Below are 12,313 nucleotides of genomic sequence, written 5' to 3'. Positions count from 1 at the left end.
CTACTGCCGGACGGTCTAGGGTGTTCGCGTGCCGATCAGTGTCCTCCTCGTCGACGACGAGCAGTTGGTGCGCGCCGGGTTGCGCGCGATCCTGGAGTCCCAGCCGGACATCCGGGTCACCGGCGAGGCGGCCGACGGGGCCTCGGTGGTGCCGCTGGTGCGGCAACTGCGGCCGGATGTGGTGGCGATGGATGTGCGGATGCCGCTGCTGGACGGCATCGAGGCGACCCGCGCCGTGCTGCGGGCGGTCCCCGACCCGCCCCGGATCCTGGTCGTGACGACCTTCGAGAACGACGAGTACGTGTACGAGGCGCTGCGCGCCGGGGCGGACGGCTTTCTGCTCAAGCGGGCCCGCCCGGCCGAGATCGTGCACGCGGTGCGCCTGGTGGCGGAGGGGGAGTCGCTGCTGTTCCCGGCGGCCGTACGGTCGCTCGCCGCGGCCCGCGGCGGCAACGCGCGCGCCCGCGAGGCCATGGAGCGGGCCGCCCTCACCGAACGCGAGGCGGAGGTGCTGCGGCTGATGGCCCGTGGCCTGTCGAACGCCGAGATCTCCGGCCATCTGCTCATCGGCACCGAGACGGTCAAGACACACGTCAGCGCGGTGCTGGCGAAACTGGGCGCGCGGGACCGCACCCAGGCGGTGATCGCGGCGTACGAGTCGGGCTTCGTGGTGCCCGGCTGACGTGCCTCTCGCCGCGTCCACGTCCAGCGGCTACGATCCGGCAGACACCCACAGCAGGGAGGTCCACGTGGGGCGGCTCACCGGCGGGGATCCGTCCCTGCTGCGGCGCATCAACTCCGCCGTCGTCCTGCACGCGCTGCGCGCGGCGACCGTGTCCCCCGAGGGCCGGGACCCCGGTGCCGGCGCGGACGCCGACCGCGCCCCGGAGCGCGCCCCCGACGCCGCGCCCGGCTGTGCCACCCTCACCGACCTCACCCGGGTGACCGGCCTGTCCCGCCCCACCGTCGAGGGCGTGGTCGAGGGGCTGATCGCGGACGGCCTGGTGGTGGAGATGCCCGCCGAGGAGGGCGGCGTCCGCCGTCAGGGGCGCCCCGCCCGGCGTTTCCGGTTCCGGGCCGAGGCCGGCCATCTGCTGGGCGTCGAGATCGGCGCCCATCGCGTCGCCGCCCTGCTCTCCGACCTCGACGGCCGACCGCTCGGCTCCACGGTGCGGGAGGTGTCCGAGAAGGCGCCGGCCGACGAGCGCCTGGAGCGGGTCCGCGGCGCCGTCGCCGACCTGCTGCGCCGGGCCGGGGTCTCCCGCCACTCGCTGCGGGCGGTGGGGGTCGGCAGCCCCGGCGTCGTCGAGGCCGACGGCACCGTCCACCTGGGCACCGCACTCCCCGGCTGGACCGGGCTGCGCCTCGGGGAGCGTCTGCGCCGCTCCTTCCGCTGCCCGGTGCTCGTCGAGAACGACGCCAACGCCGCCGCCGTGGCCGAGCACTGGAAGGGCGCCGCCGTCGGCTCCGACGACGTGGTCTTCGTCCTGGCGGGTCTGAGCCCCGGCGCCGGCTCGCTGATCGGCGGGCGGCTGCACCGCGGCTTCGGCGGCGCGGCGGGCGAGATCGGCGCCCTGCACCTGCTGGGCCGCGAAGCCACCCCGGAAGAGGTCCTCTCCACGACCGGCGAACCGCTCAACCCTCTCGACGAGGGCCAGGTCGCCCGCGTCTTCGCCCTCGCCCGCTCCGGGGACGCCCGCGCCCGCGCGGCCGTCGACCGCTTCATCCGCCGCCTCGTCCATGACGTGGGCGCGCTCGTCCTCGCCCTCGACCCCGAGGTCGTGGTGGTCGGCGGCTGGGCCACCGGCCTGGACGGCGTCCTCGACCCCCTTCGGGACGAGCTCGCCCGCTGGTGCCTGCGCCCGCCCCAGGTCGCCCAGTCCCTCCTCGGCGAGGCGGCCGTGGTGACCGGCGCGCTCCGGCTGGCCCTCGACCATGTGGAAGAGGAGCTGTTCGCCGTCGAGTCCACGGTCACGGCCCGCCGCGCGAGCCGCTGATCCGGCCGCGGCAGGCCGCCCAGATGTTCCGGCTGTTCTAGGGTCGTCCCTCATGGGAACGGACATCAGCGGCGTGATCGAAATCCGTGCGGCGGACGGCCGCTGGGAAACCGAGGTCGGCCTGATGGACTTCCAGCTCGGCCGGGACCGCTCCGCGTGGGAGTGTCTCTTCGGCTTCGGAAACAGCGACGACATCCAGCGTCCGCTCTTCGACAGCCGGGGGCTTCCGCCCGACGCCTCGGACTGGGTACGGGAAACGGGCACCGAGGACTTCTACGGTCACAGCCACACCTGCGCCACCTGGGCCGAAGTCGCCGCCATCGACTGGGACGCCCCCCTCGCCGACGGCCCCGCCCGGTACTGGGCGGCCCGGTGGCGACCTGGCCCGACCGGCGAACTCGTCAGGCACGACGTCGTACCGGCCACGGTCGACCTGGCCGATGCAGCGTCCGACATTTTCGGCGGCCACATGCTCCTCGCGCCGTCGCAGTGGCCACCGGGCGGCGAAGTGCCCCTGGACGGCGCGGTGTACCGCCCCGTGATCCTCACCGCACGGATGCTCGTCCCTCCGGACGAGGCGCCCTGGGCGCAGGTCTGGCAGACGATGCGAGAGCTGGCCGCCGATATCGGCGCCGACAACGTACGCCTGGTCGTCTGGTTCGGCTGACGCCGTCCCCGGCCCCCCTGCGCCACCGGATGCCGGCCCCGCGGCGGAGTGGCGCGGGGCTGCGTACGGTGGTGGCGGTGTTGCATTCCCGAGGAGGAGCGATGGGCGGGACCTGGGCAGGGGTGCGGGAGCGTGTGCTCGCGCTGCGGAAGGCGCCGCGGTGGTGGGCGGTGTTCGGCGCCGACTACCCCGACCACGGCCACAACTTCGAGCTGCTGCCCGTCCTCACCGAGGAGCAGCTGGAGGCGGTGGAGAGGCGGTTCGGCGCCGAACTGCCCCAGGAGTACCGCACGTTCCTCCTGGAGGTGGGAGCGGGTGGCGCGGGCCCCGAGTACGGCCTGTTCCCGATCAAACCCCCCGGCCCCGACACCCCGCCCGCCTCCGGCCACTGCGCCCTGCCCTTCCGCCCCGGGCTCACGGCCGAGCTCGAGGACCACGAGTGCGCGGAGCCCACGCGGGCCGACCATCCGGACGCCGACGACGACGCCTTCGCCGCCGTGTACGCCACCTGGGACGCCCGCCACGACGAGCTGCTCGACGCACTGACCGAGGGCACCCTCTGCATCGGCCACCAGGGCTGCGGGTACTACTCGCTCCTCGTGGTCACGGGCCCCCTCAGCGGCACCATGTGGGACGACGTACGGGCGGTCGGGGAGGGCGTGGTGCCGGTCGAGCTGATCCGCAGAACGGGGCATGTGTCGTTCGCGGAGTGGTATCTGAACTGGCTCGACCACGCCGAGCGCCGCGCCTGGGACGAGACGACCGAGCCGCCGCCACGGCTTCAGTTCACCTCCGGCCGGACCACGTCCGGCGGGTAGCGGACACCGCGCCCGTCCGTCTGTCACAGCCCACTGCGATGATGACGAGCAGTACCGGCAGAACGGGGAGCAGGGCATGGTGGAGCAGGCCGCGCGGCGGATCGTCGAGAAGCTCGTCGCGGCCGCGCCGGCGGGCTGGACGCGGGCGGTGCTGGGGTGCACGGCGCGCGCGGGCGGGGCCTCGTTGACCGGCGCCTACTTCGTCCCCGGCACGGCCTCGTGGCGCCACCCGGTGCCCAGCCTCTTTCCCGAACTGAGGGCACTGGCCGGGGCGTTGCGGGCGACCGGGGGCGGTGAATCGACCACATTGGAGATCGAGTGCCGCCCGTCCGGCGAGTACCGGCTGGTCGCGTCCGCGGACACGATCACCAGCCTGCGCGGGCGAGGCGGCGGTTTCCAGGTCGTGCTGGACCCCGACTACCGGCTGCCCGAGCCGGGGTTCGGGCAGGAGGCGGGCACGGCCGCGCCCGCGGGCGACCCGGAGCTGGCGGTGGCGCGGTTCCGCGCGTATCTGGAGCGGCGGGCCGCGATCCTGGGGCGGCCCGAGCAGCTGCCGCCGCCCGCCTCGGCCGCCGCGCTCGACGAGGCCGAGCGCCGCATCGGCCGGCCCCTGCCCGCCGACCTGCGGGCGCTGTACTCGATCGCCGACGGGGACGGCGTCGGCTTCGAGCACCGCTACCTGCTCGGCGGCATGGCCTGGATGGCGCTGAAGAGCCTGGTCACCGTCCATGCCGACCAGCGCGAATCGGCCTGGTACAGCTGGGAGCTGGCCTGGCACTCGGTCGTCTTCGACACCGACCCGGCCGACACCGTCCGGCGCTGCGACGGGCACCCGGCCTGGCTGCCCTTCGCCACCGGCGAGGACGGCAACTACCTGGCGGTGGACCTGGCCCCGGCCCGCGACGGCCGGCCCGGCCAGGTCATCCGGATGGGCCGCGACTACAACAGGGGCCCGGCCTACGTCGCCGACTCGCTCACCTCTCTGCTCGGCCGCCACCTGAAGGAGCTGGAAGAAGGGGCGTACGAGGAGGAGGACGGTTATGTCTTCCCGCTGGAGCCCGGCCGCAGGTTCGGCCCGGAGAGGATCATCGGCGAGATCCCCGACGTGATCCCGCCCGCCCTCCAGGCCATCCACATCAACGACGCCACCGGCCCGGTCGATCTCGCCCCGCTCCTGGCGGCCCCGAGCCTGCGGCTGCTGCACCTCAACAGCGGCGCCACCGCCGATCTGACGCCGCTGCGCGCGCTGCCCGTCGAGTCATTGCGCGTCACCCTGGACGGCGGCGACCTGACGCCGCTCGAAGGCCACCCGGATCTCAGCTTTCTGAGCCTGGGGACCACCGCCCCGATCGACATCGCCCCGCTGCGCACCGTCCCGAACCTGCGCGGCCTGGACCTCTCCCGGGCCGAGGTCCGCGATCCGACCGTCCTGGCCGACCTGCCCGACCTGCGCTATCTGGCCCTCACCGCGCGGCAGTGGACCGCCCTGCTGGACGAGGGCAAGGCGCCGCCCACCCTCGCCGCCGCCCGCCTGGCCGACGACGAGGCCACGCTGGACGAGGCCCTCGCCTGGTCGGACCGGATCGGCCTGGACACCGGGGGCGCGCTGCGCTTCACCGGCACGCTCGGAACCGAGGGCGGGTGAGCCCGGGCGCTGGGCCCCGTCTCTCCGATCTCTGTGACGGTGACGCCCCCAGCGACCGCTGGGGGCGGGTGCCAGGCGTCGCGGGCCCGCTGAGATCGGGGAGACAGGGCCTGGGCGCGGGTGGTGGCGGGCGGCTCCGTCCGGGGTCAGCCCGCCAGGAGTTCCACACCCGCGCCGTCGCCGAAGGTGAGGCGGCAGGTGTCGGCGCGGTAGGTGGCCACCGCCACGGCGATCGTGTGGCCGGCCGCGGTGTAGCGGGTGGTGACCACGAGGACGGGGGCGCCGGGCAGCCGGTCCAGGGCCTTGGCCTGGTCGGCCCGGGCGGAGCCCAGCTCGACCGACTGCTCGCGGCCCCCGAGTTCCACGTGGCGCAGCTCGCGGAGGATCGCGCGGGCGCGGGCGGCGCCGGGCGGGGTGTCGAGGGCGCTGAGGCCGGGGACGGACGCGGGCGGGACGTAGAGAAGCTCGGCGGCGATCGGCTGGCCGTGGCCGACGCGGCTGCGGCGCACGATGTGCACCAGGGCGCCGGGCTGGATCTCCAGCAGCCGGGCGATCTCGGCGGGCGGGGCGGTCTCGGTGCTGTCGACGGGCTGCCAGGCCGCGTCGTCCGCGTCCTCCCAGCTGTGGGCGCGCTCGCCGACCGCGACGCCCATGCGGGGCGGGGCCACGGTGGTGCCGACGCCGCGGCGGCGCTGCAACCTGCCCTCCAGCTCGAGCTGTTCGAGGGCCTGCCGGAGGGTGGCGCGGGCCACGCCGAAGCGGGCCGCGAGCTCACGCTCGTTGGGCAGGATCTCACCGACCGCGAACTCCGAGTCGAGCGCGTCGGTGAGCACGGTTTTCAGATGCCAGTACTTGGGCTCCGGCACCGTGTCGAGCTGCGTGGTCCCCACCCTGTCCTCCGCAACAGTCTGTGCGCCGCGACATGCGCGCTTCGATATGCGTGTTTCTTTATTAAAGGTTGTTGCAGTATCTATGGCGACGATAGGACGGCGCCCCGGGTTGGTCAAGACCAATCGACGCGCCGCCTAGGATGCCGCCATGAGCTCACAGTCCTATCTCTCCGAACTCTTCTCGCTGGACGGCCGGGTCGCCGTGGTGACCGGGGGCAGCTCGGGCATCGGCCGTGCCATCACCGGGGCCCTGGCGCGCGCGGGCGCGAGCGTCGTGGTGGTGGCGCGCAGGGAGGCGGAGCTGGCCGCCACGGTCGAGGAGCTGACGGGGCAGGGCTGCCGGGCGGCCTGGGTGAGCGCCGACCTGGGCACCCGTGACGCCGTCCGGGCGGCGGCCGAGGAGGCGGCCGCGGTGTTCGGGGAGCCCGACATCCTGGTCAACAGCGCCGGGGTCAATCTGCGGCCCCCGATGGGCGAGTTGGGCGAGGAAGTGTGGGACACCACGATGGCGGTGAACCTGGAGGCGCCCTATCTGCTGGGGCAGCGGTTCGGCCCGGGGATGGCCGAGCGGGGCTTCGGGCGGATCATCCACATCACCTCCCAGCAGGCGCACCGGGCGTTTGTGCAGAGCGGCGCGTACGGGGTCTCCAAGGGGGCGCTGGAGTCGCTGGCCCGGTCACAGGCCGAGGCGTGGTCGCCGTACGGCGTCACCTGCAACACCCTGGTCCCGGGCTTCGTGATGACGCCGCTCAACGTGCGGCTGTCGTCCGACCCCGAGAAGGTGTCGGCGCTGGCCGCGCGCACGATGGTCGGGCGCAACGGCCTGGCCGAGGACTTCGAGGGCGCCGCGGTGTTCCTGGCGAGCCGCGCCTCCGCCTATGTCACCGGGCAGGCGATCTTCGTCGACGGCGGGCTCTCCGTTCACTGACCCCCGGCGCCGGGCAACCGCCGCGTCAGGTGTGTCAGCTTGTCGGGGTTGCGCACGATGTAGACGGCCTGGACACGGCCCTCGGCGACATCGAGGGAGAGGGCCGTGTCGGGGCGGCCGGCCGAGAAGAGCACCACCGCGGGCCCGCCGTTGAGCTCGGTGAAGACGAACTCCGGGTCCGGGACGGCGTCCTGGCTGATCCCCACCACGAAGCGGGCGATCTTGCCCGCCGTCTCCAGGACGCGCAGCGCCGCCTTGGCCTTCCCGCCGCCGTCGTTGATCAGGCGGGCGTCGGGTGCCAGCAGGGCGAGCAGGCCGTCGAGGTCCCCGCTGCGGGCTGCGGCCAGAAAACGCTCCGTCAGGTCGCGGCGCTGCCCCGGGTCCACCTCGAACCGCGGCTTGCGCTCGTCCACATGGCGCCGCGCCCGCCCGGCCATCTGCCGCACCGCCGCCTCCGTGCGGTCCAGGGCGGCGGCGATCTCCCCGTACGGGAAGCCGAATGCCTCGCGCAGCACGAACACCGCGCGCTCCAGCGGCGAGAGCGACTCCAGGACCACGAGCACGGCCAGCGAGACGGACTCGGCGAGCACCGCCAGCTCGGCGGTGTCCGGGGCGGTGTGGCCGAAGTCGGTGGCGATGGGCTCGGGCAGCCATGGGCCGACGTACGCCTCGTGGCGGGCCTGGGCCTGCCGCAGCCGGTCGATGGCGAGGCGGGTGGTGATCCGTACGAGATAGCCGCGGGGGTCGCGCACCGGCTCGCGGTCGGCGCCGGACCAGCGCAGCCACGCCTCCTGGACGACGTCCTCCGCGTCCGCCGCCCGGCCCAGCATCCGGTAGGCGACGCCGGTCAGCGTGGGGCGGTGCTCTTCGAAGACGTCCGTCGCGGTATCTGCGGTGGTCACGCGGCTCATCATCCCATCCGGCCGAGGCCGGTCGTCCGGCGGCCCGGCGGGCACCGCACCGCACCGATCCGCCCTGCCGGCGCCATCCGCGCCCGGCCCTGGCGGCGTTCAGCCGGGGCCGTGGTCGCAGGGGCCCGGCTGGTCCGCCTCCCCGGCCGCCGCCGTGTCCGCGTGATCGACGACCCCGCGCCCGTCGCCTCCGTGATCCTGGACGGCAGCCGCTGACCGGCCGCTCGCCGTGCCCAGCACGCCCGAGCCCAGGGCCACCCCCAGCCCGACCAGAAGGCTGCCGCCCGCCTGTGCCGGGCCGTATCCGCCGGTGCCGACGAGCGGTGCGGTCGCGGCGGCGGAGACGGGGATGAGCCCCGAGAAGAGGGTGGCCCGCTCGGCGCCGATCCGCTGGACGCCGACGTACCAGCACACGAAGCCGACGACGGTGACCACCACCCCCTGCCACAGCAGCGCCGCCGCCTCCCCGCCGTCCGGTGTCCGCAGCCATCCCCCGCCGTCGAGCACCAGGCCGAGCAGCGCTGACTCCACAGCGGCCAGGCCGCAGGCCGCGGCGGACAGCAGCCGCGGTCCGAGCGGCCGCAGCACGGGGACGGCCAGGACGGCGAAGCCCACCTCGCCCACGAGCGCCCCCAGCGACCACAGCAGCCCCGCCGTGTCCGTACGCCCCCACCCCTGCACGACGAAGGCGCCCGCGGCGACCGACAGCGCCCCCGCGACCACCGCCGGGGCCGGGCGCCGCCCGTCGAGCGCGGGCGCGATCACGGCGACGGCCACGGGCGCGCAGCCGACGAACACCCCGGGCACCGCGGGTTCCGCGCTGCCCTCCGCCGCCAGCACGGCCAGGTTGAACCCCACCATCCCGACGGCCGCCAGCGCGGCCAGCCGCCCCCACTGCCGCCCGCTCAGCGCCCGCAGCGGAGCCCGCACCGGCCCGCCGCGCGCGGCGAGCGGCAGGAGCAGGACGCAGGCGAGGCCGTAGCGCAGCGCCTGGCCGCCCGCGAGCGGGTAGTCGCCCAGCACGCTGTTGGCGGTGAACGAGGCACCGACCAGGCAGCACGCCACGGCCGCGAGCAGCGCCCCCAGCCGCCCATGGCGCGACCGCGCGGTGGCAGCAGTGGCAGCGGTGGGCTCGGCCGGTCCCGCGCCCTCCGGAAGATCACTTCGTTTCATGGCGCCGACGCTAGGCAGCCGACCGGTACCCCTTAAGGTCCAATTCGATGGCTGATTCCCGGACCACTTCCCGGACCCCCTCCCGGACCACCTCGCGGGCCTCTTCCTGGACCGCCGCGTGGGAGCTGCTGCTCCCCACCGCGGCCGCGCCGCCCCGTAAGCGCGGGCGGACACTTCAGTCCGCGCTGCGCGAGGCGGTGCGCTCCGGCCGGATCGCCGCCGGGACCCGGCTGCCGTCCAGCCGGGAGCTGGCCGCCGACCTGGGGGTCTCACGCGGCCTGGTGACCGACGCGTACGAGCAGCTGACGGCCGAGGGATACCTCAACAGCAGCCGGGGCTCGGGCACATGGGTGAGCGGGGCGGCGCGGGCCACGGCGGCGCGGGAGCACCGGCGCCCCGCGGCCGCCGACGCCCCCGGGACCGGCTTCCTGCCCGGCACCCCCGATCTGTCGCTGTTTCCGCGCGCCGCGTGGTCGGCGGCGCACCGCCGGGTTCTGGCGCGCCTTCCGCACAGCGGGCTCGGGTATCCGGATCCGCGCGGGCTGCCGGAGTTGCGGGCGGCCGTGGCGGGGCTGCTCACCCGCCGCCGCGGGGTGGTGGCGGACCCGGAGTCCGTGGTGATCTGCTCGGGTGTGGCGCAGGCCATGACGTTGCTGGGCTTCACACTGGCCGGTCTTGGCCACCGGGCCGTGGCGGTGGAGGATCCGGGCAGCCCCGAGAACACCGCGCTGCTCTCGGCGGCGGGCCTGACGACCGTGCCCGTGCCGCTGGACGCCGAGGGGGCCTCCCCCGCCGCGCTGGCCGCCTCGGGCGCGCGGGCCGCCCAGCTGACTCCGTGCCATCAGTTCCCTTCGGGCATCGCGTATTCGGCGCGGCGCCGCCTCGAACTGCTGGAGTGGGCGCGGACCGCCGACGGGCTGTTGCTGGAGGACGACTACGACGGCGACTTCCGCTACGACCGGGCGCCGGTCGGCGCGCTCCAGGGCCTGGACCCGGCGCGGGTCGCCTACGCCGGGTCGGTCAGCAAGTCGCTCGCCCCGGGGCTGCGGCTGGGCTGGCTGGTGGTCCCCGAACACCTCGTGGACCTGGTCGTGGAGCGCAAGCGGACCATGGACCTGGGCAATCCGGCGCTGGACCAGGCGCTGCTGGCCGAGTTCATCGAACGCGGCGACTACGACCGGCAGTTGCGGCGCTGTCAGCGCGCCTACCGGGAGCGGCGCGACGCGCTGGTCGCGGCGCTGGCGGAACACTTCCCGGGCACGGAGGTGACCGGGATCGCCGCCGGGCTGCACATCATCGCGCGGCTGCCGCGGCGGTACGGGCCCGAGGCGCGCTTCCTGGAGCGCGCGGCGGAGGCGGGGGTGGCGCTGCGCCCGCTCGCCGACTTCGCCCGGCGGCCCGCCGACACCCCCGCCCACTCGCCCGACGAAAACGCCGAGGACGACGAAAACGCCGAGGACGCCGAGAACGCCGAGGACGCCGAGGACGCCGGCGAGGTGCGTCTGGTGATGGGCTACGCCCACCTCTCCCCCGCCCGGATCGCCCGGGCCGTGGCGCTGATCGCCGAGGCCCGGGCCCCGGGCCTTCCCGGCACCCCGCGGTGAGTTGTTCACTGTCCGTTCGAACGCGAGGCATCTGGCACCGATAGCAACAGGACCGCACAGCGGTTCCATGAGCAACGGGAGGTTCGGCATGGCGCGGGAATCCGACAGAGGAATTGGACGGCGGCAGGTACTGCGGGGCTCGGCGGCGGCGTCCGCCGGGCTGGCGCTGCCGGCGCTGGCGTCGTCAGTGGCGTCCGCCGCGCCCGCGCAGGCGCTGTCCGGACGGCCGAGCGCCCAGTGGGGCGTCCAGGTGGGCGATGTGACCACGTCCTCGGGCCTGGTGTGGGTGCGCTCGGACCGTCCGGCCCGGATGGTCGTCGAGACATCCGCGACCGAGTCGTTCGCGAAGGCGCGGCGCTGGCGGGGCCCGGTGCTCGGGGCCGGCAGCGACTTCACCGGCACCACCCCGCTGCACGGGCTGCCCGCGGGCACCCAGGTGCACTACCGGGTGCTGCTCGCCGACCCGGACGACCCGCGCCGCACCGGCGAGCCGGTGTACGGGACGTTCCGCACCGCGCCGGCCCGCCGCCAGGGCCTGCGGTTCGTGTGGTCGGGCGACCTGGCGGGGCAGGGCTGGGGCATCAACCCGGAGCTCGGCGGCTACCGGATCTTCGAGGAGATGCGGCGGCTGGACCCGGACTTCTTCCTGTGCAGCGGTGACAACATCTACGCCGACGGCCCGATGACGCAGAGCGTGACGCTGCCCGACGGCCGCACCTGGCGGAACCTGGTCACCGAGGAGAAGTCCAAGGTCGCCGAGACGCTCGACGAGTACCGGGGCAACTTCCGCTACAACCTCCTCGACGCCAATCTGCGCCGCTTCAACGCCCAGGTGCCCACCATCATCCAGTGGGACGACCACGAGGTGCTCAACAACTGGTACCCGGGCGAGATCCTCACCGACGACCGCTACACCGAGAAGAACGTGAACGTGCTGGCGGCGCGGTCGCGGCAGGCGTTCAGCGAGTACTTCCCCATCTCCACGATGCGGTCGGACGCCCAGAACCGGGTGTACCGGGTGCTCCGGCACGGCCCGCTGCTCGACGTCTTCGTGCTGGACTGCCGTACGTACCGGAACGCCAACTCCCCGGACCGGCAGCCCGACGACGCCCAGGGCATCCTCGGCGCCGAGCAGCTGGCGTGGCTCAAGCGGGAGCTGTCGGCGTCGCGCGCGGTGTGGAAGGTGATCGCCTGCGACATGCCGCTGGGCCTCGTGGTCCCGGACGGGGCGACGGACTTCGAGGCGGTCGCGCAGGGCGACCCGGGCGCGCCGCTCGGCCGTGAACTCCAGATCGCGGAGCTGCTGCGGCACATCAAGCACCGGAAGATCACCGGCACGGTGTGGCTGACGGCGGACGTCCACTACACCAGCGCCCAGCACTACGACCCGTCGCGGGCGGCCTTCAAGGACTTCGCCCCGTTCTGGGAGTTCGTCTCCGGGCCACTGAACGCGGGCTCCTTCCCGGCGGTGAAGCTGGACGGAACCTTCGGGCCGGAGCAGCCCTTCGTCAAGGCGCCGACCAGGGCGAACGTCTCGCCGGCCGAGGGCTTCCAGTTCTACGGCGAGGTGGACATCGACGGGCACAGCGGCGAGCTGACGGTGCGGCTGCGCGAGGTGGGCGGCACGGTGCTCTACACCAAGGTGCTCCAGCCCGGGCGCGTCGGTCAGTGACGTGCGGG

11 protein-coding genes are annotated in these 12,313 nt (G+C 74.5%); 8 read left to right on the top strand and 3 right to left on the bottom strand.

Annotated features, from left to right (window positions below; all coding sequences use genetic code 11):
* Positions 1-28: 28 nt before the first annotated feature.
* From ACH4S9_RS19160 to ACH4S9_RS19140, 5 genes are all read left to right on the top strand, one after another.
* Positions 29-682 (top strand): response regulator transcription factor, encoded by a 654-nt coding sequence (locus ACH4S9_RS19160; protein WP_311729499.1) that lies wholly within the window; start codon positions 29-31, stop codon positions 680-682.
* Between the two features lie 67 nt (positions 683-749).
* Positions 750-1,997 carry an ROK family protein gene (locus tag ACH4S9_RS19155; protein WP_358846235.1) on the top strand — a complete coding sequence of 416 codons (1,248 nt, stop codon included), beginning with the start codon at positions 750-752 and terminating at the stop codon, positions 1,995-1,997.
* 52 nt (positions 1,998-2,049) lie between these two features.
* Positions 2,050-2,664 carry a hypothetical protein gene (locus tag ACH4S9_RS19150; protein ID WP_385346312.1) on the top strand — a complete coding sequence of 205 codons (615 nt, stop codon included), beginning with the start codon at positions 2,050-2,052 and terminating at the stop codon, positions 2,662-2,664.
* Between the two features lie 101 nt (positions 2,665-2,765).
* A complete protein-coding gene (locus ACH4S9_RS19145; RefSeq protein WP_385346310.1) occupies positions 2,766-3,482 on the top strand; it encodes an SMI1/KNR4 family protein in 717 nt (238 codons plus the stop codon).
* Between the two features lie 76 nt (positions 3,483-3,558).
* On the top strand, positions 3,559-5,127 hold the full coding sequence (locus tag ACH4S9_RS19140; protein ID WP_398373174.1) for an SMI1/KNR4 family protein: 1,569 nt from the start codon (positions 3,559-3,561) through the stop codon (positions 5,125-5,127).
* Positions 5,128-5,273: 146 nt separating this feature from the next.
* Here the strand turns inward: ACH4S9_RS19140 and ACH4S9_RS19135 are convergent, their stop codons facing one another.
* Positions 5,274-6,017: a GntR family transcriptional regulator gene (locus ACH4S9_RS19135; RefSeq protein WP_385346307.1), complete on the bottom strand. Its 744-nt coding sequence runs from the start codon at positions 6,015-6,017 to the stop codon at positions 5,274-5,276.
* A gap of 148 nt (positions 6,018-6,165) precedes the next feature.
* Between ACH4S9_RS19135 and ACH4S9_RS19130 the strand changes: the two genes are divergently transcribed.
* Positions 6,166-6,945 carry an SDR family oxidoreductase gene (locus tag ACH4S9_RS19130; RefSeq protein WP_311729505.1) on the top strand — a complete coding sequence of 260 codons (780 nt, stop codon included), beginning with the start codon at positions 6,166-6,168 and terminating at the stop codon, positions 6,943-6,945.
* Here the strand turns inward: ACH4S9_RS19130 and ACH4S9_RS19125 are convergent.
* Together ACH4S9_RS19125 and ACH4S9_RS19120 are read right to left on the bottom strand one after the other, a co-directional pair.
* Positions 6,939-7,847 (bottom strand): RNA polymerase sigma-70 factor, encoded by a 909-nt coding sequence (locus tag ACH4S9_RS19125; protein ID WP_385346305.1) that lies wholly within the window; start codon positions 7,845-7,847, stop codon positions 6,939-6,941. The two genes, ACH4S9_RS19130 and ACH4S9_RS19125, sit on opposite strands and share 7 nt — an antisense overlap.
* A 108-nt stretch (positions 7,848-7,955) precedes the next feature.
* Positions 7,956-9,029: a DMT family transporter gene (locus ACH4S9_RS19120; protein WP_398373171.1), complete on the bottom strand. Its 1,074-nt coding sequence runs from the start codon at positions 9,027-9,029 to the stop codon at positions 7,956-7,958.
* A 47-nt stretch (positions 9,030-9,076) separates the two neighbouring features.
* Here ACH4S9_RS19120 and ACH4S9_RS19115 point away from each other — a divergent pair, with 47 nt between their 5' ends.
* Together ACH4S9_RS19115 and ACH4S9_RS19110 are read left to right on the top strand one after the other, a co-directional pair.
* Positions 9,077-10,633, top strand: a complete 1,557-nt coding sequence (locus tag ACH4S9_RS19115; protein ID WP_398373169.1) for a PLP-dependent aminotransferase family protein — start codon at positions 9,077-9,079, stop codon at positions 10,631-10,633.
* A 67-nt stretch (positions 10,634-10,700) separates the two neighbouring features.
* Positions 10,701-12,305, top strand: coding sequence for an alkaline phosphatase D family protein (locus tag ACH4S9_RS19110; RefSeq protein WP_385346299.1), 1,605 nt, complete (start codon positions 10,701-10,703; stop codon positions 12,303-12,305).
* The last annotated feature ends 8 nt before the right edge of the window (positions 12,306-12,313 follow it).

The sequence above is a fragment of the Streptomyces sp. NPDC021225 genome, from assembly GCF_044332865.1.
GTDB lineage: Bacteria > Actinomycetota > Actinomycetes > Streptomycetales > Streptomycetaceae > Streptomyces.
The sequence above is the reverse complement of the archived record's forward strand: the minus strand, read 5'-3'. Positions and strand labels throughout refer to the sequence as shown.

Excerpts from the sequence above, each read along its gene's own strand:
- ACH4S9_RS19150 (WP_385346312.1), top strand. The coding sequence starts at position 2,050 with ATGGGAACGGACATCAGCGGCGTGATCGAAATCCGTGCGGCGGACGGC.
- ACH4S9_RS19145 (WP_385346310.1), top strand. The coding sequence starts at position 2,766 with ATGGGCGGGACCTGGGCAGGGGTGCGGGAGCGTGTGCTCGCGCTGCGG.
- ACH4S9_RS19140 (WP_398373174.1), top strand. The coding sequence starts at position 3,559 with ATGGTGGAGCAGGCCGCGCGGCGGATCGTCGAGAAGCTCGTCGCGGCC.
- ACH4S9_RS19130 (WP_311729505.1), top strand. The coding sequence starts at position 6,166 with ATGAGCTCACAGTCCTATCTCTCCGAACTCTTCTCGCTGGACGGCCGG.
- ACH4S9_RS19120 (WP_398373171.1), bottom strand. The coding sequence starts at position 9,029 with ATGAAACGAAGTGATCTTCCGGAGGGCGCGGGACCGGCCGAGCCCACC.
- ACH4S9_RS19115 (WP_398373169.1), top strand. The coding sequence starts at position 9,077 with ATGGCTGATTCCCGGACCACTTCCCGGACCCCCTCCCGGACCACCTCG.
- ACH4S9_RS19110 (WP_385346299.1), top strand. The coding sequence starts at position 10,701 with ATGAGCAACGGGAGGTTCGGCATGGCGCGGGAATCCGACAGAGGAATT.